The sequence below is a fragment of the Vibrio sp. McD22-P3 genome, from assembly GCF_021568915.1.
Classification (GTDB): Bacteria; Pseudomonadota; Gammaproteobacteria; order Enterobacterales; family Vibrionaceae; genus Vibrio; species Vibrio mediterranei.
On record NZ_JAKGTN010000026.1, the window covers coordinates 53,573 to 78,477 of the forward strand.

Below are 24,905 nucleotides of genomic sequence, written 5' to 3' on the forward strand. Positions count from 1 at the left end.
CCAGACGACTTTAGTCGAATGTTGGCCACGTAATATTTAAGGCATTTTGATATGGGGAAATTCATTTCTATAAACAATTCCCTTTTTTGCAAACGTTTCGCATTGCATAATGGGCGCGATCTTATTCAGAGCGTCTCTTTGCTCTCTTTCCTGTCGTTGTTTTAGGTTGCTGCTATGTTGAGTCCATCCCCATTCGCTTGGGTATCCCAATATTTATTTGGTTTCTTTTTTGCCTACGGTGTTTATCTGCCTTTTTGGGCGTTATGGTTTGAAGATCAAGGGGTATCTGCAGCAGATGTCGGTATGTTGATGGGATTAGGCTTTGCGACTCGCTGCGTTGCAAACCTATTGATTACCCCACGAATTCACAAAGCAGAAAGTCTGTTACCAGCACTACGCTGGGCAACGTTAGCGTGCACCATTTTTGTCGCTGCTCACCTAGCAGCAGGCCCAAGTTTTATGATGCTAGCCTTGGTCACAGTTCTGTTTAACCTCAGCTTTGGCCCGGTTGTGCCTTTATCCGATGCGATGGCTAACCACTATGCGAACCGCAGTATGTTGGATTATGGCCGTACCCGACTTTGGGGCTCTATTGCCTTTATAGCGGGTTCTTCTGTGGTGGGTTATTTAGCCTCACAGTTTGGCGCGAATATGATTGTTTACACCGCGATTGCGGGTTTCGTGTTCTCGATGCTGTTGGTGATGCGTAGTCCAGCGACTATGCCAGTTTCTCAACATGAAGATGATGCGGTTAGGCCAAAGCTGACATTACTGTTAAAAGATTGGTCGGTGATACGCTTTTTGGTGCTTATTGCGCTTATTCAGGGAAGCCATGCGGCTTATTACAGCTTTAGCTCTATTTATTGGAAGGAAGCAGGGCACCCAGAAAGCCTAATCGGCTATTTGTGGAGCCTAGGTGTGGTATCGGAAGTGCTATTGTTCGCTTTCAGTAAGAAATGGTTTGCAGGATGGTCGCTACGCACTCTGTTTGTTATTTCTTCTGTGGGTGTCATGGTTCGTTGGGGTTTGACGGCTTCAACGACCGCCGTTGGGGCACTTGTCGTTATCCAGTTACTGCATGGTGTGACGTTCGCAATCGCTCATATTGCTGCCATTCAATATATCCAAAAGTCTGATGCTAACAAGATGGTGGCATTGCAGGCCCTGTATAACGCCATCCCATTAGGTGCACTTATTGCGTTGATGATGGCCGTCAGTGGCTGGGGCTACGAATTGTGGGGAGCCAACGTTTTCTGGGGGATGGCGGCGATGGGCTTCTTCGCACTGTTTATTAAAGTTGAGCCGAAAAACAAAGGTGTGCGAGATATCAACGAAAATTCTCAGCCTGAGCCACAGAATTGAGGCTGAACATTTGTGAAAATTAGTGATAGCCCTTTAAATAATAGTTAAGGAATTTAAAGGGATATCACAACATGCAAGGATGGGTAGTCGTCCCCGTTTCACTGGCGTATTTGGGGATTTTGTTTCTTATTGCGTGGTATGGAGACAGACAAAAGAAATGGTTGTCTAACTGGCGACCTTGGGTGTACAGCCTATCTATTGCTGTGTATTGTACTTCGTGGACCTTTTACGGAACCGTTGGTCAAGCCAGCTCCAATCCTTGGGCATTTCTACCCATTTATATCGCCCCCATTATCGTCTTCACATTAGGCTGGCGTGTTATTGCTCGCCTTATTTTGATAGCAAAGCGCGAACACATTACTTCAATCGCGGATTTTATTGCCGCACGATATGGCAAGTCTCAAGGCTTAGCGGTAGTGGTGACGCTGATTGCGGTAGCCGGCATCTTGCCTTACATAGCATTACAGCTTCGCGGTATTACGATGGGATTGGATGTCGTCGCACCGAATCTAGCGGATGAACTGGGCTATCAAGATAATCATATTTCGTGGTTTGTTGTTGGTGCGCTAGCAATTTTTACCATGCTGTTCGGCACTCGCCATATCGATAATACCGAGCACCATCGCGGCATGATGATGGCTGTTGCTTTTGAATCAATTATCAAATTGGTAGCATTCCTCGTTGTTGGCTTTTTCATTCTTTACTTGGCATGGCAACGCCCAGATATCCATCTTGGTGAACTGGCATCGAATACCTATCAATCCCCTAATATTCCTACCTTGCTAATTCATACCGGCCTGACCATGATGGCGATCGTGTGTCTACCGCGTCAGTTCCACACGATTGTAGTGGAGAATGAGCGCGCCCAAGATTTACATACTGCAAGGTGGTTGTTCCCCGCGTATTTGGTCCTGATGGGGATATTTGTGTTGCCAATTGCTTGGGTAGGACAAGGCTTATTGATGGGAACATCTCCAGATACCTTTGTCATCAGTATTCCTAAGTTTGCAGAGGCGAACAATATCGCCTTATTGGCGTTTTTAGGAGGCACATCAGCCGCCAGTGGTATGGTGATTGTGTCTACCATTGCATTGGCGATCATGGTGTCGAATGATCTGGTGATGCCATTGTTACTGCGCCGAATTAAACTGGCGCACCGCTCACACCGTCATTTATCCGGTCTGCTGCTTATTATTCGTAGAGCACTCATTTGCTTGCTGTTGTTTGGCGCTTGGGCGTTTTATCAGGCGCTGGACACAATACACTCGCTATCGGCGATTGGTTTTTTGTCATTCTCGGCTATTACCCAGTTTGCACCTGCTTTGATTGGGGGGATGTATTGGCGTCTCGGTAATCGAAAAGGGGTGTATGTCGGACTGTTTGTTGGATTCGCAATTTGGCTGATCACCCTGATGAGTGAAACTGGGCTTTTAGCTGGCGATGCGACCAATAACCTACTTTTACGAGTGATTACGCCGCCTGACATTCTCTCATCTCTACATATTGAAAGCTCTGACTGGGGCATGCTAATTAGCGTCGTGTTGAATGCTATTTGCTTTGTAGTAATTTCACTGGCCACTCGTTCAAGCCTAACAGAAAGACTGCAATCGGCTTCGTTTGTTGGTACGCCACTTCCTGAAAGTGAGAATCTCAGCTTATATCAAAGCCGAGTCACAGTGGCTGAACTGGAGATGCTTGCTTCTCGGTTTGTTGGCAGAACCAGAGTCAGAAGTGCATTTCGACAGTTTTGGAAGCAGCAGGAAAAGCAGCCTTTACCCAATCAGCAAGCTTCTGCAGAGCTAATTCGTCATACAGAACGTGTTTTAGCCGGGGTGTTTGGCGCGTCATCGGCCAAACTGGTGCTAACGTCGGCCTTGCAGGGACGAAATATGCAGCTTGAGGAAGTGGCGACCATTGTTGATGAAGCGTCGGAGCTTTATCACTTTAGTCGTGGCTTGTTGCAAGGGGCAATTGAACATATTGGACAAGGCATAGCGGTAGTAGACAAACAGCTTAGGTTGGTGGCGTGGAATCGTCGATACCTCGAACTATTCAGCTTTCCTGCTGGTTTAATCCAAGTTGGCAGACCCATTGCTGATGTCATTCGTCACAATGCACAACAAGGCTTATGTGGGCCAGGTGATCCCAATGAGCACGTTCGCAAACGCATCCATTATCTAGAGCAAGGCTCTCCTCATACGTCGTCTCGAGTGCGTCCCGATGGTAGCGTGATCGAAGTTCAAGGTAACCCTATGCCCGGCGGCGGCTTTGTTATGAGCTTTACTGACATTACGGTATTTAGAGAAGCGGAAAGTGCATTACGTGATGCGAATGAGCGGCTTGAAGAGCGGGTGATTGAACGAACGCAAGAGCTCGAACAGCTCAACAAACGATTGGTGTTTGCCACCAAAAAGTCGGAATCGGAATCGCAATCAAAAATGCGTTTTCTAGCTGCGGTGAGCCATGACTTAATGCAGCCGCTAAATGCAGCTCGTTTATTTGCCTCTTCTTTATCGGAGGCAAGCAAGGATGATGAAACACGCCAACTCTCTTCTCATATCGAGAGTGCATTGGGAGCCGCAGAGGAGTTGATTGGCGATTTGCTGGATATTTCACGCCTTGAGTCTGGGAAGTTGCAGACTAACGTGCGCGGGTTTCAATTGTCGGAAGTCTTTAACAACCTGAAAGCGGAATTTAGTGCTATCTCTATCGGTCAACAGATTGATTTCTCGGTTGTCTCTTCATCGCTCATTGTAAAGTCTGATCCAAAATTGCTGCGCCGCGTGTTACAGAACTTCCTCACTAATGCGTTTCGTTATAACCCAGAAGGTAAGGTGCTGTTAGGTGCAAGAAGAGTTAACGGGCGAGTAAGAATTGATGTCTGGGACGATGGCATTGGTATTCCTGAAGACAAGCAAAAAGAGATCTTTAATGAGTTTACTCGGGTAGATCAAGCACGCGCGGATCAAGGCCTTGGGCTAGGGCTTGCGATATCACGTGGTATTGCAAGAGTGCTTAATCACCAGATATCGATGCGCTCGTGGCCGGATAGAGGAAGCGTCTTCTCGATAACTCTGGATGTGGCGACTGAAGTGGCTCCTGCTGCCGACAAAGCCAAAGTGGCGCCAGATGCGGGGCTAAGTCATCTCAAAGTGCTATGCGTGGATAACGAACCCGACATTTTAGTCGGGATGCAAACCTTACTAGCTCGGTGGGGTTGTGATGTTCGTACCGCATTGGATCTGGTTGCGAGTCTTAAGCACTTAGAAGAGGGGTGGGAGCCTGATGTCATTCTATCGGATTACCGGTTAGACAATGGACGTACTGGGCTGGAAGTGCTTCAACAGTTTAGGTTACGTATTGGTGATTCATTTAATGGCGTTATTATTAGTGCCGACAGAACGGACTCTATGCTTGAAGGCATTAAGTCGAATGGCTTCAAGTTTATTGCTAAACCTGTTAAGCCATTAAAGTTGAGAGCTATATTAAGTCAATAAAATGTTAGAGAAAATGTAATTGTTATGGTTATGTTTTCTCTTTTTCTATGTCTTTACTAAATATGTTGTTGTCTTTACCTTCGTTGACAGACTCTTTACAAATGACTCGGTAATCTAGACACCACTCACAGAGAGTCAGCCAACAATAAAAAGGTGAATACATGAAAAAACTACTAACCATCACATCATTAGTTTTAGTTTCTGGAAGTGTGTTCGCAGGAAGCGACTTAGGTAATACGGAAATTAGGACATCAGCTTTCGACTCGAAGCAACAAGCTTATGAAGCTGGGTACGATCTAGTAAAGGACCTGAAAGCAATGCCACATGGCGAACTTGCTCACGAGTTAAAACTTAATGGCCATGATACGGAATTTAATAGTATTGAACTAAATAACACAGAAATTGTGGTTCAGGAATTTGCGGAAAAACAAGGTGTTATTAAATACCGTGCTATTGTTGACGTAAATTATCAATATGACGCGAAAGATAGTTAATATCACGACGGTCTTTATATATCGAGATGCGTTAATCTGAATTGGTTATCTGACCGTAATATAGCAGCAAACTATTTTGCTAATGATAATACACATCATTTTACGTTGTATTGTCACTACTGTTGGGTTGCTTAACTTTTAGTAAGTATGCACCGTAAGTAAGTTGGAGTCCGTTGAAGTACTTGGCTTAACACCAACATATTTGTATGTACGGTGAGGGGATATCCCCAAAAGGAAACAATGAGGTGAAATCATGAAAAAACTAGCATTTATTACAGCATCATTAGTTATGTCTACTACCGCTATGGCAACTACTACGAGTTTGGTAGGTGATGCCGATTTCCGTACAGAAGGTTTTAACACTAAAGAGCAAGCGTATGAAGCTGGCTTCAAAATGGTAAACGATTTGAAATCTACCCCTTCTACCGATTTAGTGTATAAGCTTCGTGTCAACGAAAATGACCTTCTGCGTAATTCTATAGAGGTCCAAGATGCTCAAGTTACTGTCGAGGAGTTTGCTGAGAATAGCGGCAACGTCATGTATCGTGCGGTAATTGATGTCGATTACTCTTATAAAGAGCGCTCATAAGTTCGGCGTTAAAAAAGAAAGCCACCGCAATTGCGGTGGCTTTTTAGTTTTAGCGTTGTAGCGCTATATTAGTGGTCGTGTGCTGCACCCGCACCTTTCGGATAGCGGATTGACTCAACCATATCTTGTACTTCTTTCGGCACTTCAGCGGTGAACTTGTTAACGATGATAGAAACCGTGAAGTTCAAACACATACCTAGCGTACCGATACCTTCTGGGCTGATTCCGAATAACCAGTTATCAGGTGTATTTGCTGCTGGGTTTACAAACTTGAAGTAGATGATGTAAGCAGCAGTGAACAAGATACCTGAAAGCATACCTGCGATCGCACCTTCTTTATTCATCTTCTTATAGAAGATACCTAAGATAATCGCAGGGAAGAAGGAAGCCGCTGCTAAGCCGAAGGCGAACGCTACTACCTGAGCCACGAACCCTGGTGGGTTGATACCTAGGTAACCTGCACCTATTACGGCGAGTGCGGCGCCTATCCGGGCATACATCAATTCTTGCTTATCGGTCATGTCGGGCTTAAACCCTTTCTTGAGCAAGTCGTGCGAGACGGCCGTTGAGATAACAAGCAGTAGACCTGCTGCGGTAGAAAGTGCGGCGGCAAGACCACCAGCAGCCAGCAATGCAACTACCCAGTTTGGTAATTGAGCAAGCTCTGGAGAAGCCAATACGATGATGTCACGGTTAATCTTCATCTCATTGCGTTCATCGCCTGAGTAGAACATTCTGCCGTCACCGTTCTTATCTTCCCAACCTACTAGACCAGTGCTTTCCCAGTTTTTGTACCAGCTTGGTGCTTCAGCTGCTGCGACACCTTTCATGTCTGGACCGTTGATCGTGTCAATCATGTTAACGCGAGCGAAGGCTGCTACTGCAGGCGCAGTGGTATAAAGTAGCGAGATAAAGACAAGTGCCCAACCTGCTGAGATACGTGCATCTTTTACGCGAGGTACTGTGAAAAAGCGAATAATAACGTGAGGTAGACCCGCAGTACCGACCATTAGAGCTGCACAGATAAAGAAGACGTCGACCATACTCTTCGAGCCATCGGTATAGGCGGTAAAGCCAAGCTCTTGAGTCAAGCCATCAAGTTTATCAAGTAAGTAGGTTTCAGAGCCCGAGATAGTTGAGCCAAAACCCACTTGTGGGAAGACTGAGCCTGTCATCATGAGTGAAGTAAATACGGCTGGTACTAAGAATGCAAAGATTAACACACAGTATTGCGCCACCTGAGTATACGTGATGCCTTTCATCCCACCCATTACCGCGTAGAAGAAGACGATCGCCATACCGATAACGATACCAAGGTTAATGTCTACTTCTAAAAAGCGTGAGAATACAACACCAACGCCACGCATCTGTCCTGCCACGTAAGTGAAAGAAACGAAAATTGCGCAGAATACTGCTACCATACGTGCCGTTTTAGAGTAGTAACGATCACCGATAAAGTCAGGCACGGTAAATTTACCGAACTTACGTAGGTATGGTGCTAGACATAGAGCAAGTAGAACATAACCACCTGTCCAACCCATTAGATACACCGCACCATCGTAACCGATGAATGAGATAATACCTGCCATTGAGATAAATGATGCTGCCGACATCCAGTCAGCTGCCGTAGCCATACCGTTAGCTACAGGGTGAACACCACCGCCAGCGACATAAAATTCACTTGTTGAACCTGCGCGTGCCCAAATCGCGATACCGATATAGAGCGCGAAGGTAATACCAACAAGAATAAACGTCCAAGTTTGAATATCCATTAGTGTGCCTCTTAGTCTTCCTGTACGTTATATTTCTTGTCGAGAGCGTTCATGCGAGCGACATAAACAAAAATCAGTGCAACAAAGGTGTAGATTGAACCTTGTTGTGCAAACCAGAAGCCCAGTTTAAATCCGCCAAACTGAATAGCGTTAAGTGCGTCAACAAATAGGATTCCTGCGCCGTAAGATACGATGAACCAAACGGCTAATAGGGATCCCATGATTCCTAGATTTTCCTTCCAATAGGCTTGAGCTTGTTCTGATGATTCGAACGCCATGGCCTTCTCCTTTTGTGTGGTGTTAACGTATTGTTACGTTTTATAAGGTAGCAGGCTAAAGGCGATAACTCAGTGCAACTTTAGTCGACAGAAGAAAATGATTAAGCATATACAAAACAAAGCGTTGCTGAATTTCGGTATGAAAAGTGTGATGTTAATTTGATGTTAAATTAGCCAAAGGTCTAACGTTTATCGATAAGATTGGAAATAAAAGTAGTTGAATGAGGTAGGAATTTATTGCAAATATTGCATGAACCCCCCTTCAGAGCGCATAGTAACTAGCTCTAAAGGGAGTAGTGAAGCGAGTTGAGGAGCGGAAAGAGCTAGCTGTCGGATTCCATTTGCTGCAATAGAATCACCGCTTGAGTACGATTCTTTACACCAAGTTTTCTAAATATCGCCGTCATATGTGCTTTGATTGTAGCTTCAGAGACATTCAAATCATAAGCAATTTGCTTGTTCAGTAAACCATCAGACAACATGCCTAATACTTTGTATTGTTGTGGAGTAAGTGTCGCCAGCTTTTCCGCAAGGTCGTTGTTCTCAGCTCTATCAATCAAAAGCTCAGCAGGGAAATAAGGTTCTCCGTTCAACACCTGATTCAAAGCATTAATCAGTTCACGCATGTCACTGGATTTAGGAATAAAACCAAAAGCGCCATGCGTTTTAGCTTGAGACACGATACTGGGCTCTTCACTAGCAGAGATAACGACGACCGGAATATCCGGATAGTCAGCTCGTAGGTGAATCAGTCCGGACATGCCATTGGCTCCTGGCATTTTAAGATCAAGCAAGATCAAATCTGGTTCATCATTCTTGGCAAGCAATCCAAGTAGCGAATCCAAGGAATCAGCTTCTAGTAGATTGGCACCACTTATCGCCATGTGCACTGATTGGAAAAGTGCATTCCTAAAGAGTGGGTGATCATCAGCGATAATAATGGTGTAGCTGGGTTCCATAACATCTCAACTTTTTACGAAAGTGTTAATTTATATTATTAATTCAGACTGCTCTTTGAACAAATGAATCAATGCAAAACTCTGATGAGAATCGAATTTTTATTGTCTATCATGGGCTCAAAGTATCAATCAGCTGGTTTTTACGAAGATGTTGCAAAAAATCTTCAGCAGGAACAAAGCCTGTAAGACGAGCGCTGGACACCGCATTGCCTTTTGCATCCCAAAATTCAATCGTAGGGAGTCCAAGCACATCCATCTGTTTAAGCAACTCAATATCTTGAGGTTGGTTTTTAGTGACGTCGGCTTGAAGTAACACAAACTGAGACAACACGGGCTCAACCGAGGCATCATGGAAGGTGTACTTCTCGAACTCTTTACACGCCACACACCAGTCGGCATAGAAGTCCAGCATAACGGGTTTTCCGGCTTGTTTTGCTTTGGCGAGTTCCGCATTGAGCTCTTGCACATTATTAATCTGGATGAAACTGACAGTGACTTCGCTGCTTACATTATTGCTGGTGGAGCCAAACCAATGGTTCAGCAAAGGTTGTGCTGAAGCAAATAAACCTAGGATGGCCAGTATCCCAACACAGCTTTGTTTCCAACCGCCGAAGGGCAGTGCGTTTTTCTGATGATAAAGCCAACCAAAGGCAGAGATGCCCAGTACTGACCAAAGCACGGTACTCCAAAACTCAGGCAGTAGTCTTTCAAGTAGAAAGATTGGCGCTGCGAGTAAGACAAAACCAAACAGTATTTTAACTCGTTCCATCCAATTACCCGCTTTAGGCAGCAGTTTATTTCCAAATACCGCGGCAGCCATAAGAGGGATACCCATACCTAGGGCAAGAGCATAAAGCGCGATACCGCCAGTCAGTAAATCTCCACTTTGTGCTACATACAACAACGCTCCTGATAACGGAGCTGTAGTACAAGGAGAACAGACTAAACCTGAGATAGCTCCCATGGCGAAAACACCAAATAAGTTGCCACCTTGCTGTTTATTGCTGAGATTATTGAGCCAAGTTTGCAGTCCGCTTGGGAGCTGTAGGGTATACAAACCAAACATAGATAATGATAGCGCGACAAACAAAGTACTGAGGCCGATTAACACATACGGATGCTGCATCGCGGCTTGAAACTGCATACCAGCAGAGGCGACGACTAGTCCCAGTAGTGTGTAAGTTAACGCCATACCTTGTACATATACTAGGGATAATACCAGTGCTTGTTTATGGCTGCGTTTACCACCGCCCAATACAATGCTGGTTAGGATAGGGTACATAGGTAGCACACAAGGCGTGAATGCGAGCCCTATGCCCAATAGTAAAAATAACGCAGGTGTCCACCAGTTTTGAGCCAGTTTATCAGTCAGTTCACTATCTCGAGTTTTCGATGGTGTGGCGTTAGCAGTATCCGCAGCTGTTGTTTTAACGACATTCGCGTTATCGAGAGGAGTTGCACTGTCAAAGTCGAATGGACTGATGTCTATGACACGTGTTTCTGGTGGATAACAGAAGCCTGCTTTTGCACAGCCTTGGTACTGCACAATGAGCTTGGCTCCAGTCTGATATTGACTCAATGGTACTTCGACAAAAAGGGGTTCTGTGTAGATATTGACGTCACCAAAAAATTCATCTTTATACGGTGTTCCGTCTTCCATCTTGATGCTGCCAATAGCGACATTTTCACCACTGATTGCAATGCGCTCTTGATAGAGGTAATAGTCCTCTTTGACCTGCCAATCGATGAACACTTTATTACCTTGTTGGTAGAAGTTCATAGGGAAAGCTTCATCAACTGGGACAAAAGTATTGGCGGTATTTGGAGCGAAAGCTGGTGCATTATTGGAGTTGCCAAATAGCGCCCAGCTCGGGGTAGAGACGGCAATAGCGAAAAGTAAGATGAACGGAGACAATATTCGGTACATACAAGCCAAGTAAACGCGATCGTGAATAAGTTGAGGTTATATTAACTTAGGACAGGAAGATAGGCTGTTTTGTTTCAACTCAGACAAAAAAAGAGCCGCGTATCAACGCAGCTCTCATTTTCTAGAATAGCCTAAGGTTAGCCAATCAAAATGCCGCCAAAGGCAAAGCCTAGTGCGACTGCTGTTGCGATAGTTGCAACACCAGGAATGAAGAATGGGTGGTTAAAGACTAGATTACCGATTCTCGTTGAACCTGTGTCATCCATTTCTACCGCCGCCAATAAGGTTGGGTACGTTGGAAGAACGAATAGTGCACTAACCGCTGCAAATGAGGCAACAGCTGTGAGAGGAGCAACTCCAATCGCTAATGCTGCTGGCATAAGTGCAACTGTCGTTGCGCCTTGAGAATAAAGCAGCATAGAAGCAAAGAACAGTACTAGGGCTAGCATCCATGGGTAGTCAGCAAGTAGCGCGCCTGCAAACTCTTTGATGCCGTCCACATGTGCGTTAACGAATGTTGAGCCTAACCATGCAACACCTAGTACGCACACACATGCTGTCATGCCCGAGCGGAAGGTGGCTGCTGAAGGAATTTTAGACGCATCGATCTTAGTGGTTAGCGTGATGATTGCTGCCGCTGCTAACATTACCGTCATAATTGCTTCGTTACGTCCAAGTGCAGGGTCTTCAATCAAACCAATAGAGCCGGAGATAGCCGCTGCGTAACAAACAACGAAGGCAATCGCACCTAGGAAGATGTAGGTTGCTTTCTTCGCTGTCGGTAGGATCTCACGTTTTTGAGCAGTGTTTAGTTTGATAAGACCTTGAGCCAAGCGCTCTTGATAAACCGGATCATCTTTAAGCTCACTACCCATAAAGTTGGCAACAAACGCACCGACCATACAAGCGATAAAGGTGGTTGGGATACAAACCGCAAGAAGTGTTAAGTAATCAACGCCCATTGGCGCTAGCATAGCTGCAAAAGCGACAACTGCGGCTGAGATTGGAGACGCTGTAATCGCGATTTGGGAAGCGACAACGGCGATTGAAAGCGGGCGAGATGGACGAACGCCCTGACCTTTTGCCACTTCGGCAATTACAGGTAGTGTAGAGAACGCGGTATGACCTGTACCAGCCATGAGTGTCATCAAGAAAGTTACAATTGGAGCGTAAAAGGTAATCCTTTCTGGATGTTTGCGAAGAAAATCTTCAGCAACTTGTACTAACCAGTCCATGCCACCAGCAACTTGCATTGCGGCAATCGCAGTAATGACCGACATGATAATTAGAATAACATCCACCGGGATGTAAGCTTGGCTTGTCGGTACGCCTAAGACTAAAGATAGGGCAATAACACCCGCACCACCCGCTAAACCAATTCCAATACCGCCTATACGTGCACCTAAATAGATAAATAGCAGTACGACGGCCAGTTCTATAGCAACCATAGCAATTCCTCGCATTATATCTTTGGGTCATTTGTGTAAATGACGGAAGATATTTGTTTATGTCGTGTTATTTGAATTTTATAAAGTCTTTAATTTGGCAAAGTAACAACTAAAAAGGCTCCCCAAAAGGAGAGCCTCAACTGCAGTATTACTCGTAGCGTTTCGCTTTATACTGAGGTTTCATCAGATTGTCTACTGAGAAGATGTCATCGAGCTCTTCTTCTGAAAGTAACCCTCTCTCAAGCACTACTTCACGAACACTCTTACCAGTTTCAGCACAAATCTTACCCACAATGTCGCCTTCGTGGTGACCAATATAAGGGTTTAGGTAAGTCACAATACCAATAGAGTTAAAGACATAGCCCTCACAGATTTCTTTATTAACGGTGATGCCATCTACACATTTATCACGAAGGTTAATGCAGGCATTCTTCAGAATATCGAGAGACTCAAACATGCTTTGTGCAATGACTGGCTCCATCACGTTAAGCTGAAGCTGTCCACCCTCTGCTGCAAATGAGATAGTGTTGTCATTACCAAGTACTTTGAAGCACACTTGGTTAACCACCTCAGGCACTACAGGGTTTACCTTAGCTGGCATAATGGATGAACCAGCTTGAAGCTCAGGTAGGTTCAGCTCGTTCAAGCCTGTACGTGGGCCTGAAGACAACAAACGAAGATCATTACAGATCTTAGATAGCTTAACCGCCAAGCGTTTTAGAGCGCCGTGTGTCATTACGTAAGCGCCACAGTCTGACGTTGCTTCAATCAAATCTTCAGCTGGAACACATTCTAGTCCTGTGACTTCAGTTAGGTGTTTAACGGCTAACTCTTGATAACCTTCAGCAGCGTTTAGGCCTGTACCGATGGCTGTTGCGCCTAGGTTTACTTCAAGCAGTAACTTAGAGGTGTAGTCTAGGTTACGAATTTCTTCGTTCAAAGTGACGGCCCAAGCATGGAATTCTTGGCCCACAGTCATAGGAACGGCATCTTGTAGCTGGGTACGGCCCATTTTTAGAATCGTAGAGAACTCTTGGCTCTTGTCTTCAAATGAACCTTTTAGATACTCGATAGCATCAATGAGTTTACGAACACTGTTGTAAACCGCGATGCGGAACCCTGTTGGGTACGCACAGTTGGTAGACTGGCTCTTATTTACATGGTCATTAGGGTTGATGAACTCATATTGACCCTTTTCTTTACCCATCAGCTCTAGCGCAACGTTAGCAATGACTTCGTTGGTGTTCATGTTGACAGAAGTGCCTGCGCCGCCTTGGAACACGTCAGATGGGAATTGGTCCATGCACTTGCCAGTTTCCAAAATAACATCACATGCTTGAATGATGAATTGCGCGATGTCTTTTGGAATGACGCCTAGTTCTCTGTTGGCTAATGCGGCTGCTTTCTTGGTCATTACCATACCGCGAACAAAGTCGGGTACATCAGAAATGGTAACGTTGGAGATATTAAAGTTTTCGATAGCGCGCAGCGTGTGAATGCCATAATAAGCATCCGCCGGGACATGACGTTGGCCTAATAGATCTTCTTCAATACGAGTGGCTTGAGTTGCTACAGGATTAGCGTGTGTGGTTGTAGCCATATTTTGGATCCTTAGATTATTGTTCTGCGTTGATTACAGTATATTTGCCAAATCTGTTTTAAGAATCCATTCGCCAGAATAATTGGCTAGTTATTACGTCCTGACTTATGGGGTACATATTACTCAAAGTAGCACATAAAAATAGTATCCAGATCACCTTTTTCACCGAAAGTTTGCACAACGTTGCGTAACGAGTCGGAGATGCGATAACCATCAAAAAAATTCATGAATTTATTGTTCAAATTTATACTTTGTAAAACTAAATCTGTGCTTTAGGTAGGTGAAACTGAGCATTTTATTTGTGGTTTGGTTCTAGGTCAGCGTAAACTGACATCAAACCAAGGAGGACGTTGTGTTTCCGATATTATTATTACTGTTTATTTTTGTACCAATTATCGAAATTGGGTTGTTTATTCAAGTCGGTGGTTTCCTAGGATTGTGGCCAACAATCGGGTTAGTTTTACTAACGGCTTTTGTGGGTGCGTCTTTAGTAAGAAGCCAAGGTTTGCAAACGCTAATGTCGGTGCAAACGCGACTTCAGCAAGGTGAAATGCCTGCACAACAAATTGTTGAAGGTGTCATGCTAGCGGTATCGGGTGTCCTATTGCTTACCCCTGGCTTTATGACAGATGCACTTGGCATGTTAGTCCTATTACCGGCACCGCGTGCGGCGATAGCGAAATATTTGATGAGTAAAATGGTAGTGAAAACCATGTCTAACGGAGGGTTTCACCAAGGCGGCTTCCAAGGTCATGATCCTTTCCAACAAAATCCTTTCGACAAGCACCAAGATGGCAATACTTTTGAAGGTGAATACGAGCGTAAGGATGACGATGATCGTAATAAGTTAAACTAACGTGATATTCAAACGTTTCAAGCTCTCCAAGCGTCGTTGGAACAACATATTAATTATCGCCATCTCGGCGTTTATGTTGTTGATGGCGGCGCCAAATCTCATTAAGCAGTATCTTATTGAGCAAGATGTCGAGCCTCAGGTTTTAACTGGGTTGGTGCTAGATCCAAATGCCAGTCCAATTGAAATCAACTACGCAGGCATACAGTTTTATCTTGATGACGAGACTTGGCATGCCATTCCTGAAAAATGGACGTCAGACGCAGCTAGTGTCATTCAGCGTTGGCGAGCCATTCAGGGGACTCCTGTGGATGAGAAGACCTACGCCAAACTAAAACCTGTATTGGAAAACCCAATGACGGTCGAGGTGTGGTATCAAGAGAAAGAAGAGCCTCAACGTATAACGGCCTATCAGCTTGAAAAATTCTGGCTGCTGAATACCTACGATGAAAATTGGGTTGCAGTCAGCTTTGAAGCCAGTAGTCTAATACCTACCGAATCCAATCAATAAAGGGCTCTTATGCCAGAGTTACCTGAAGTAGAAGTGTCTCGTCTTGGGATCAGTCCACACTTATTGGATGAGACCATTAAAGAAATTGTGGTACGCCAAAGACAATTGCGCTGGTTGATCCCACAGGAAATTCATCAGTTACATGGGCAAGCGATCACGTCGATTCGTCGTAGAGCTAAATATTTGCTGATAGACACTGACAAAGGAACAGCAATTGTTCACCTTGGTATGTCGGGAAGTTTACGTGTTCTTGAGAACCCACCTGAAGCGGAGAAACACGATCATGTTGATTTGGTTTTGAGTAACGGTAAAGTGATGCGTTACAACGATCCACGTCGCTTTGGAGCTTGGCTTTGGTGTGCGCCTGGAGAATCTCATGAACTCCTAGCGAACTGTGGTCCTGAGCCATTGACTGAAGAGTTTTGTGCCGATTGGATGTCGGAGAAAGCAAGAAACAAACGTGTGGCGGTAAAAACCTTCATTATGAACAATGCCAATGTTGTGGGGGTAGGCAATATCTACGCTTGTGAGTCATTGTTTAGCGCTGGAATACACCCAACAACACCTGCTTATAAAGTGACTTTGACTCAGTGGCAGTTACTCGTTTCAGAAATAAAGCGTGTTTTAGCACAAGCGATCACTGAAGGTGGTACGACGTTAAAAGATTTTTCTCAATCGGATGGTAAGCCAGGATACTTTGCTCAAGAGTTGCAAGTCTATGGACGAGCTAACGAACCTTGCCATCAGTGCGGAGAACCAATAGAACAAATGAAAATCGGGCAGAGAAACACGTTTTTTTGCTCCCATTGTCAGCAGTAATCTTGTGTCTTGTATTCAAACAAAAGCGCTTGCCGAGGCAAGCGCTTTTGTTTTTGATTGATGCTTGGTGACTAGATATTGTCGTAGATACGAACGCCATCACGTTGGGTTTCGAGAAGGTATAAGTTCCACATATACTGTTCAGGTTTATCTCGTAGCAAATCTTCAATCGCTTTATTCATCGCCCGTGCATCTTGCTCTTCATCACCCGTAGGGAAGTTATCGATAGCAGGCAGAATATGCACTTCGTATTTGCTGGTTTTGTCGTTATAGGCAGGCAGGACGGGCACTACTTTTGCTCGCGATAATCGAGACATTTTGCCAAAGCCTTTTAATGTGGCTTTTTCTGTGGCAAAGAAAGGCACAAATACTGAGTTTTGTGGGCCATGGTCCTCATCAGGCAGCCAATATCCGATATACCCATCTTTAATAGAGCGCACGAATGGTTTCACTCCAGCACTACGAGCAAAGATACGACCACCATATTGCATACGCTGAACATGCATCAGCCAGTCACCAATAGGGTTGTTTTGTGGCTTCATGATCGTTGCGACTTTGTAACCTTGCGCAGCGAGCATCACCGCCGGGTAATCAACAGCCCATGCGTGTGGTGCTAAGATAATCACATTGTCACCAGCATCTAATAAAGGCATCAGATTTTCTTCACCGATCATAACGCCACGCTGCTGGTTGTGTTTAGTTGAGCGAATCAAAAACTCTGAATACCCTAACAAGTATTGACCTGCTTTAGCAAACGTCTCTTCGACAATATGCTGGATCTCTTGCTCGGACTTTTCTGGAAAACACTTTTGTAGATTGAGGCGAGTACGCCTGACTACACGACCATTTTTGCCAACGATAATACCAGAGATGTAGCGGGCAAATTTATCGCGTGGTTTAGCGGGTACAAAAGCCAGTAAAACAGCAAAGAGAATACCGAGCCAAGTTCCCCAGTGCTTTGGGTGTAAGAATGCCCATTGGAAAGTAGGGTTATAGAGGTTTTTATCTATATTTTCTTGATTACTCATAAGGCTTAACAGTTAAAGATAGCGTGAGTTAGTTTGAGTTTCATCTGGCACAGATTTGAATCGTTTGTGCATCCACAGCCACTGTTCTGGAGCTCTTAGGATAATTTGCTCGACATATTGGTTCATCAGGGCAGCCGCGGCAACTTCATCTTTCTTCGGGTATTCATCTTCAATGGATTGATTTGCGATGATTTCATATTTGCACCTTTCGTTCCTAAATCCAGAGCCAGGAACAATAGCGCATTTGCTTGTATAAGCCAAAATACTAGTACCTGTTGTTGTACAAGTTTCTTTTACGGCGAAGAAAGGTACAAAAACGCTCTTATTGTGGCCATAGTCTTGATCTGGTAAATAGAACAAGCGGTGACCTTGACGCATTACGCGGATCATCGATTTGAGGTCTGTACGATAGATCAATTTATTGCCATTTCGGGTTCTGCCTCTATATTGGATGAACTCATAAGCAGGGTTGCTATGAGGACGATAAGCACCATAACCGGGAAGCCCTAACACTGCAAAAGCTCGAGCGGTAATTTCGAGGTTTAATGCATGCACACAGCACAACAGTACACCTTTACCTTCTGATTCATGTTTTTCGAGCGCACTGATATCTTTTGCAACCAAAATACGCTTGAAGCGCCATGTTGGCCAAAACCAGGTAATCCCTGTTTCAATCAAAGCCATACCTGAATTCTTGAAGTTCTCTTCTATAAAGGCATCATGCTCTTGCGGTGTTTTTTCAGGGAAGGCGAGCTCTAAATTGCGTTTGGCTATCTTGGCTCGTTTACCACCAAAACGCATCCCAAATTTGCCCAAACCTCGGCCTAACTTGAAGAGGAGTGAATAAGGAAGCAAATTTACAATCAGTGCGAGTAGACCAAACCCGAACCATACTCCCCAATATTTAGGGTGAAGTAACGACAAGGTAAAGTCTGGCTTTTTATCTGTTTTCATTCAGTTTACTGCAATTGTAGTTTGAGTAACGCCCAGTATTCATCAAAGGTGGACGTTGGCGTGTATTTAAAGTCAGAGCGAACAAAGCGGTTTAAGCTACCTTCAACTTGACCAAGCAGTTGTGCTGCTAGAATTTTATCATCAACAGGGAAGCTTTTACCTTCGCGAATTTTGCGCTCACGAAGGATTTGACGCAAAGATGTCTCAATTCTTTCATAAAGCTGATTAATTCGGTCGCGTAATCGTTCATTCTCAAACATTAGAGCATGACCAGAAAGAATGCGACTTAATCCTGGGTTGCGTTCGGAGAAAACGAGTATCAATTGAAGTACCAGACGAATACGTGTCAGTGTGTCTTTTTCTTCATCGAGAATGCGGTTAATTCGAGACATTAAAGATTCTTCAATAAACTCGATAAGCCCTTCGAACATACGGGCTTTGCTGGGAAAATGACGATAGAGGGCTGCTTCAGACACCCCAACTTGCTTGGCAAGCTTTGCGGTGGTGATGCGAGATGTTCCTTCATTAGACTCAAGCATTTGAGCGAGTGCTTGAAGGATTTCCTCTTTTCTATTCGACTTTTTCGTAGCGGACATAAATCCTTTTCCTTTTGATTACTGCATGCCAATTTCAGCACGATATCGCCCATAAGTAGATCTGTTAGTGTACCTAAGCGGCTTATAACTACACAGTTCAACGTGGTAAATGGTTGAACTGTGTAACAATCTCTGTTTTGGAGAATACATTAACGGAAAGGCACTCTGTGATAAGCAGTTTGCCTATGAGTAACACAAACAGCCTGTGCCACCTTATCTCATTAGATTTATGCTAGCTGCTCTGAGATAGCTTCCAAAATGGCGTGACTTAACTCAGTTTTCATTGCGCTGCCTAATGACTTGCTACCGCCTTGCCAATATACGGTAATCGCATTTGAGTCACTGTTAAAGCCTTGACCAGCGATAGATACATCATTTGCACAAATCATATCCAGATTCTTACGTTGTAGCTTATCTAAGGCGTATGCCTCGACATCTTGTGTCTCAGCGGCAAAACCTACAGTAAAAGGACGTGATGCTGATAACGAAGCCACTGAGGCAATGATGTCAGGATTCTTCACCATAGTGATATGCATATCATCGTTATCTGCAGTTTTCTTGATTTTTTGAGCGGCAATATCGACAGGGCGATAGTCGGCTACAGCGGCGCAGCCAATGAAAATATCGTGATGGGTGGCATTGGCCATAGCCGCTTGATGCATCTCTTCGGCACTGACAACGTTAATGCGTTTTACTCCATTTGGAGTTTGGAGAGAAACTGGACCTGAAATCAACGTAACCTCAGCTCCGAGCTGCTGTGCTGCTTGAGCCAAAGCGAAGCCCATTTTTCCAGAGCTGTGGTTAGAAATATAACGGACAGGATCGATAGCCTCACGAGTTGGGCCTGCGGTGATCACAACCGACTTGCCCGACAATGGCTTAGGACCAAAGAACTGCTCACATTTCTCGACCAATTGCATTGGCTCAAGCATGCGTCCTGGACCAACGTCACCACAGGCTTGTTCACCAGCAGCGGGTCCCCAGATCATCATTTCTCGACGCGCGAGTGTGGCAATGTTTTCTTGGGTCGCTACGTTAAGGTACATTTGTTGATTCATTGCCGGTGATACGGCAACAGGAGCGTCGGTAGCCAGAACCAGCGTCGACAGTAAGTCATTCCCCATGCCCGCTGATATTCTAGCAATAAGGTCGGCAGTCGCTGGGGCTAGAAGAACAAGGTCAGCCCACTTAGCTAATTCAATATGACCCATGGAAGCTTCTGCAGCAGGGTCGAGTAAACTATCGGAGACTGGTCTGCCGGAGACGGCTTGCATGGTGAGAGGGGTAATGAACTCTTTGGCCGCTTTCGTCATGACGACTTGCACTTCTGCGCCGCGCTCGATGAGTCGACGCGTTAGCTCTGCACATTTGTAGGCTGCGATACCACCGCTAATGCCCAATAGTATTTTCTTTCCAGCTAATGTTTGCATAACCAGCTCCTTAAATTTTTCTGCGGCTAAGATACCAAATGCGTTGATGTCCCGCCACTTTCAAGGGGCTTACCTGCAAAACTGCTGTTTGATAAACCTCGCAGTTACATACTAACGAGTATTGATTCGCAGCTTACTTGTTGCCTCCTGTCTATTTATTTCTAATTAAGTAATAAAGCAGAGACCGAAGTTCTACTTTAACTATCCATCATGGTTCTAAAACATCTCCCTAGTGAATCATTACCTCGAGAGAAGCTGCTAAATAGAGGCAGTCATGCTCTGAGTGATGCTGAGCTGCTTGCCATTTTTCTGCGTACCGGAACAAAAGGCATGAATGTAGTGCAACTGGCAGATGCTTTGTTGTCAGATTTCGGTTCCTTAAGAGCTCTGTTTACTGCTAGTCAGGAGGCATTTTGTCAGCGTAAGGGGTTGGGGCTGGCAAAATACGTTCAGTTGCAAGCTGTGTTGGAAATGAGCCAGCGCTATTTATGTGAGACCATTCAGCGAGGAGATAGCTTAAATAGTCCAGAGCAGACTAAACACTATTTAATGAGTGTGCTGCGAGATAGGCATAGAGAAGCTTTCTATGTTCTATTCTTAGACAACCAGAATCGTGTCATTGCCGATGAAATAATGTTTGAAGGTACGATAGATGCTGCGTCTGTTTATCCTAGGGAAGTGGTAAAGCGCGCTCTGCATCATAATGCGGCGGCTTTAATCCTTGCTCATAACCTTGTCGGGTAATATTTTTGGTGACAAAGGTGGGAGTGTGCGTAGCACCCCAGCAGTGAAGCTACTTTCAAACAACCCTCCCCAAGTTAGTTTCTGTCAACGGTGACAAACGCGACTCAAAAGCACTTCAGGTTGTGTGGTGTCAAATATGGCTAGTTGGTAACGCGAGTAATGAGACCCGTGAAAGCAAATTTTGTTGACGAAAAACACCGCTTATTGTCCATCGTTATCCACACGTGGACAATGAATTGACCACCCTCAATTTAGAGTTACGTGCCCTGTCAGCACACCTTTGGACATAAATGGGTTTCGAAAAACCTTATATTAGCAAGTCATGAATAACTACAGGTATGACAAATAGCAAAACTGACGTGCAGAATGCAACGGATGACTTGTCGAAACCTCTGCCTTACGGAGAGCCTACTCGCCCTTGAGAAAAGCACCAAGGTCGCCACCCTTCTAGAGCAGATCGCACGATTTACTTATATAGAGGTTCGGGCTTGTTCAACACTTGGGATTTAACGTCGGCTACGCAGCGCTTAATCCTTGTTAGCCGCGATGTAATTCTGTGTGAGAGTATGTGTCACACGAGGGTAGGCTCTGATAATCACAGGTTGTTTACCTTGCAGTTTTAGGTTGTTAAAGTATTGCTCTAAAGAAAGTGGTAATGTTTGAGTTCAGCTAAGATCATAAGATTTCTTAGAATATGACTGGCTGTGTACTTTATTCTACCGCAAAGCGGTTTCGTTCAACTATCGGGTTAACAAAAGGTGAGCCTCAATGTCAGGGACTTATGGACTAGGATTTATTACAGATGAACAGTTATATCAGCATGTAAAAGAAACTGTTCAAAAATACAGGTTTAAAATTAACTTATCGCAGTTTAATAAGAACTTACTTGATCCTATCAAGCTAACATTTGATTCGAAAGTTTATGGTAAGACAATACGCGAGATTATCGAATCAGAGTCTATTCGCCAGATTGACAAGTCAAATACTAATCACATTGGCTATTTTCATCAGAATATTTTTAATTTTATCGATGGATGGGAGGTGCCCGAACGAGGATTCGACGCCATAAACACACAGCTCAATATCTATGCGGAATTAAAAAATAAACATAATACAATGAATTCTGCTTCCTCTCAGAAAACATATATGAAAATGCAAAATAAAATCGTCCGTGAAGATAATGCGACCTGCTATTTGGTCGAGGTTATTGCTAAGAATAGTCAAGATATTCCTTGGTCAATCAGTTTGGATGGTGAGAAGATCGCTCATAAGAACATTCGAAGAATTTCAATTGATAAGTTCTATGAGATCGCCACTGGTGACGTCAGCGCTTTCAGAAATTTGTGTCAAGTACTACCCAAAGTTATTGATGATATAGTTGCAGAAACTAATTTAGGGAAAATAGAAAACAGTGTCTTTAGTGAGCTAGAGGCAATTTCAGACGATGTTCTGAAAAGTATCTACCTTCTCCCTTTTCAGAAATACCTTGGCTTTGATGAACTTAATTTTACTTAATTTTTGCAGGATTAGCTCCCGATTTCAGATAATAAGTGCGACATTCATAGGAAGGTGTAGAAGAGGAAGCCAACTTTCGAAAGTGGTACGCTCTTTTCGCCAGAGAAACAAGCAGTTCTACCATGAGTTTTCAGCAGTTGATCGAGGGGAGAAGATATCAGATTTCAACCCTTTGGAGCTGGGAATTTCAATCTCTGAAATTGCTAAGAAAGTGAAATGCCACCGTGAAACTGTGTATCATGAGTTAAAAAGAAACCGAACACTCGGCCATTATTGTCCAAAGAATGCTCACACATCTTCCGTTAGTAGGTGTAAGACAGCCCGCAAGAGTTCTGACTAAAGCGGGAGCTTCAGTAAGACATGAATGGATTTATTGCTATGTTGCTCTGGATAAACGTCAAGGCGGCAATCTCTATCGCCACCTTAGACAAGGGCACAAGCGATTTCGTAAAGGGCAGAAAGAGAAGGCTCCAACGATTAAAAACGCAGTATCGATTGATGAGCGTCCATCGATTGTCGATAGCCGAGAACGCTTTGGAGACTGGGAAATCGACACGGTGTTAGGCAAGCACGGTACTGGCGCTATAGTGACCATCTTGGAGCGAAAGAGTCGGTTCTATTTGGCTAAAAGGTACCATCAAAATCCGCAGACGCAGTGACAACGACAACAATAGAAATGCTCATGCCATATAACGATTGCGTACACACGATTACCGCAGATAATGGCAGGGGGGAGTTCACAGGTCATCAGCACATCGCAGAAGCGTTGGGTGCAGTAGTGTATTTTGCCCATCCTTATAGCTCTTGGGAGCGAGGTGCAAACGAAAATGCCAATGGCCTATTGAGACAATATGTGAAGAAAGGGACGGGCTTAAGAACGGTGACGGATGACGATATAGCGTTTGCTCAATCGAGGATCAACAACCGTCCTAGAAAGTGTTTAGGGTTCAAGCAGCCGTTATTTTCAAAGGAATGGCAATGGCCGCTTGGTATTAGAGAGTGTCGCACTTTGGAGTTGAATTCGGGGAATGGAATTAGGAGTTCCCAAATGAAATTAAAAAAAACTCTGGACCTAGACTGGATAAGGTTGTATCATCTCGAACATACAGTAACTAACTTGGAAGCGTCATAATGCTTGATGTCCAAACTAAACAAGAAACTATTCATTACAGCTTAGAAGTTCTCGCAGATATTCTTTCCCAGTCTAAAGCAACAATGGGAGCAAAAGTTAAACGAGGAGAGCTTATCCTGTGTCCTGTGACAGGAAAAATCCCAGTTAAGCAAGTCGCTAATCATCCTGAAATTCAAGAAATGCTCCAAAGCCCTTGGGAAGAAGAGCACGCTATCACCCCAAAGCGCAGTTTTAACTTAGTCGAGTTATTTGCCGGAGGCGGTGGACTTGCAATTGGTTTGGATCAAGCAGGTTTAAAAAGTGTCTTACTTAACGAGATGGACAAACATGCCTGTAAAACACTACGTCACAATCGCCCTGATTGGAATGTAATTGAAGGTGACATTGCTAAAGTAGACTTTACAAATATTGAAGAAGACGTTGATATTCTTACTGGTGGCTTTCCATGCCAAGCTTTTTCTTATGCAGGTAAGAGCTTAGGCTTTGAAGATACTCGCGGAACCTTATTTTTTGAGATGGCCCGTGCTATTAAAGAAACACAGCCTAAAGTATTTTTGGCGGAAAACGTTAAAGCCCTACTAACCCATGATGACGGTAGAACATTAGAAACCATAAAAGCTGTAATTGACGAGCTAGGCTATGAATTAGTCGAACCACGAGTACTTAAAGCAATCTTCTACAAAGTACCACAGAAACGCGAACGCTTGATCTTGGTCGGAATTCGTAAGGATTTAGCCCGGAAAGTAACGTTTCATTGGCCATCGCCCTACAGTCGCGTGATGACGTTACGTGACGCTTTATATGCCGGAGAGTTGTATGACAACGATGTTCCAGACTCTGAAGGACAAACCTATTCTCAACGTAAGAAGGAGATAATGGCTGAAGTACCGCAAGGGGGATACTGGCGAGATCTTTCTGATGAACTGCAACGAGAATATATGGGGGGAAGTTACTTCCTTGGTGGAGGAAAGACCGGGATGGCAAGACGCTTATCTCTTGATGAGCCTAGTTTAACGCTGACCACATCGCCCGCTCAAAAACAAACCGAACGTTGTCACCCTCTCGAGACCCGCCCGTTAAGAGTGAGGGAGTATGCACGTATTCAAACATTCCCTGACAGTTGGGAGTTTAAAGGTTCAAAAAATGCAGCATACAAGCAGATAGGTAATGCCGTGCCTGTGAATATGGCGAAAGCACTGGGACACTCTTTAGTTAGGTTATTAAATGATATTGACGAATTAGAGTTGGATAAATAGAAAATTTGAGCTTCATACTCTAATAGATAAAACATTGAACTTAAAAAAACACCAGCCGAAGCTGGTGTTTTTCATTGTTCTTCTGACTGAGATTACTCAGCAGCAACAACTTGTAGGTTGATAGCAGCGAAAACTTCAGAG

Annotated in this window: 19 protein-coding genes and 2 pseudogenes; 11 read left to right on the forward strand and 10 right to left on the reverse strand. The window is 44.3% G+C overall.

Features of this window, described 5'->3' with window-relative positions:
• The first annotated feature begins 174 nt into the window (after positions 1-174).
• The 4 genes from L2W36_RS23605 to L2W36_RS23620 all read left to right on the forward strand — a co-directional run bounded on the left by L2W36_RS23605 (position 175) and on the right by L2W36_RS23620 (position 5,942).
• Complete coding sequence (locus tag L2W36_RS23605; protein ID WP_236111752.1) at positions 175-1,362, forward strand: 3-phenylpropionate MFS transporter; 1,188 nt, start codon at positions 175-177, stop codon at positions 1,360-1,362.
• A 71-nt stretch (positions 1,363-1,433) separates the two neighbouring features.
• A complete protein-coding gene (locus tag L2W36_RS23610) occupies positions 1,434-4,859 on the forward strand; it encodes a hybrid sensor histidine kinase/response regulator (protein WP_236111753.1) in 3,426 nt (1,141 codons plus the stop codon).
• 161 nt (positions 4,860-5,020) lie between these two features.
• Entirely contained in the window at positions 5,021-5,353 is a 333-nt protein-coding gene (locus L2W36_RS23615) for a DUF3316 domain-containing protein (protein ID WP_236111754.1), read from the forward strand.
• Between the two features lie 253 nt (positions 5,354-5,606).
• Complete coding sequence (locus L2W36_RS23620; RefSeq protein ID WP_236111755.1) at positions 5,607-5,942, forward strand: DUF3316 domain-containing protein; 336 nt, start codon at positions 5,607-5,609, stop codon at positions 5,940-5,942.
• Positions 5,943-6,010: 68 nt separating this feature from the next.
• On the opposite strand, the gene L2W36_RS23625 is transcribed toward L2W36_RS23620, so the two are convergent.
• The 6 genes from L2W36_RS23625 to aspA form a co-directional block, all read right to left on the reverse strand.
• The gene (locus L2W36_RS23625) at positions 6,011-7,714 is read right to left on the reverse strand and encodes a sodium:solute symporter family protein (RefSeq protein WP_006075414.1); all 1,704 of its coding nucleotides are present in this window, start codon (positions 7,712-7,714) and stop codon (positions 6,011-6,013) included.
• An 11-nt stretch (positions 7,715-7,725) separates the two neighbouring features.
• On the reverse strand, positions 7,726-7,992 hold the full coding sequence (locus L2W36_RS23630) for a DUF4212 domain-containing protein (RefSeq protein ID WP_006075415.1): 267 nt from the start codon (positions 7,990-7,992) through the stop codon (positions 7,726-7,728).
• A gap of 323 nt (positions 7,993-8,315) precedes the next feature.
• On the reverse strand, positions 8,316-8,951 hold the full coding sequence (locus L2W36_RS23635; RefSeq protein ID WP_236111756.1) for a response regulator transcription factor: 636 nt from the start codon (positions 8,949-8,951) through the stop codon (positions 8,316-8,318).
• Between the two features lie 109 nt (positions 8,952-9,060).
• The gene (locus L2W36_RS23640) at positions 9,061-10,878 is read right to left on the reverse strand and encodes a protein-disulfide reductase DsbD (protein WP_236111757.1); all 1,818 of its coding nucleotides are present in this window, start codon (positions 10,876-10,878) and stop codon (positions 9,061-9,063) included.
• Positions 10,879-11,015: 137 nt separating this feature from the next.
• Positions 11,016-12,326 carry an anaerobic C4-dicarboxylate transporter gene (locus L2W36_RS23645; RefSeq protein ID WP_038223846.1) on the reverse strand — a complete coding sequence of 437 codons (1,311 nt, stop codon included), beginning with the start codon at positions 12,324-12,326 and terminating at the stop codon, positions 11,016-11,018.
• A 148-nt stretch (positions 12,327-12,474) separates the two neighbouring features.
• Complete coding sequence (gene aspA, locus L2W36_RS23650; RefSeq protein WP_006075419.1) at positions 12,475-13,926, reverse strand: aspartate ammonia-lyase; 1,452 nt, start codon at positions 13,924-13,926, stop codon at positions 12,475-12,477.
• A gap of 352 nt (positions 13,927-14,278) precedes the next feature.
• Here aspA and L2W36_RS23655 point away from each other — a divergent pair, with 352 nt between their 5' ends.
• From L2W36_RS23655 to mutM, 3 genes are read left to right on the forward strand one after another with little or no spacing between them, the layout of a single operon-like run.
• Complete coding sequence (locus L2W36_RS23655) at positions 14,279-14,782, forward strand: FxsA family protein (RefSeq protein ID WP_031493359.1); 504 nt, start codon at positions 14,279-14,281, stop codon at positions 14,780-14,782.
• Position 14,783: 1 nt separating this feature from the next.
• Complete coding sequence (locus tag L2W36_RS23660; protein WP_236111758.1) at positions 14,784-15,290, forward strand: hypothetical protein; 507 nt, start codon at positions 14,784-14,786, stop codon at positions 15,288-15,290.
• Between the two features lie 9 nt (positions 15,291-15,299).
• Positions 15,300-16,109 carry a bifunctional DNA-formamidopyrimidine glycosylase/DNA-(apurinic or apyrimidinic site) lyase gene (gene mutM / locus L2W36_RS23665; RefSeq protein WP_236111759.1) on the forward strand — a complete coding sequence of 270 codons (810 nt, stop codon included), beginning with the start codon at positions 15,300-15,302 and terminating at the stop codon, positions 16,107-16,109.
• 71 nt (positions 16,110-16,180) lie between these two features.
• Here the strand turns inward: mutM and lpxM are convergent, their stop codons facing one another.
• The 4 genes from lpxM to coaBC form a co-directional block, all read right to left on the reverse strand.
• On the reverse strand, positions 16,181-17,137 hold the full coding sequence (gene lpxM / locus L2W36_RS23670; RefSeq protein ID WP_236111760.1) for a lauroyl-Kdo(2)-lipid IV(A) myristoyltransferase: 957 nt from the start codon (positions 17,135-17,137) through the stop codon (positions 16,181-16,183).
• Between the two features lie 12 nt (positions 17,138-17,149).
• A complete protein-coding gene (lpxL, locus tag L2W36_RS23675) occupies positions 17,150-18,091 on the reverse strand; it encodes an LpxL/LpxP family Kdo(2)-lipid IV(A) lauroyl/palmitoleoyl acyltransferase (protein ID WP_006075425.1) in 942 nt (313 codons plus the stop codon).
• A 5-nt stretch (positions 18,092-18,096) separates the two neighbouring features.
• Entirely contained in the window at positions 18,097-18,687 is a 591-nt protein-coding gene (slmA, locus tag L2W36_RS23680; RefSeq protein WP_006075426.1) for a nucleoid occlusion factor SlmA, read from the reverse strand.
• Between the two features lie 227 nt (positions 18,688-18,914).
• On the reverse strand, positions 18,915-20,117 hold the full coding sequence (gene coaBC, locus L2W36_RS23685; RefSeq protein ID WP_198557246.1) for a bifunctional phosphopantothenoylcysteine decarboxylase/phosphopantothenate--cysteine ligase CoaBC: 1,203 nt from the start codon (positions 20,115-20,117) through the stop codon (positions 18,915-18,917).
• A gap of 210 nt (positions 20,118-20,327) precedes the next feature.
• On the opposite strand from coaBC, the pseudogene radC reads away from it, so the two are divergent.
• From radC to L2W36_RS23705, 4 genes and pseudogenes are all read left to right on the forward strand, one after another.
• A pseudogene (radC, locus tag L2W36_RS23690) lies at positions 20,328-20,849 on the forward strand (RadC family protein); the annotation flags it as partial.
• Between the two features lie 780 nt (positions 20,850-21,629).
• Positions 21,630-22,376, forward strand: a complete 747-nt coding sequence (locus L2W36_RS23695) for an Eco47II family restriction endonuclease (protein ID WP_236111761.1) — start codon at positions 21,630-21,632, stop codon at positions 22,374-22,376.
• Between the two features lie 122 nt (positions 22,377-22,498).
• Positions 22,499-23,334, forward strand: a pseudogene (locus tag L2W36_RS23700) (IS30 family transposase); the annotation flags it as partial.
• A gap of 173 nt (positions 23,335-23,507) precedes the next feature.
• Complete coding sequence (locus tag L2W36_RS23705) at positions 23,508-24,764, forward strand: DNA cytosine methyltransferase (RefSeq protein ID WP_236111762.1); 1,257 nt, start codon at positions 23,508-23,510, stop codon at positions 24,762-24,764.
• The last annotated feature ends 141 nt before the right edge of the window (positions 24,765-24,905 follow it).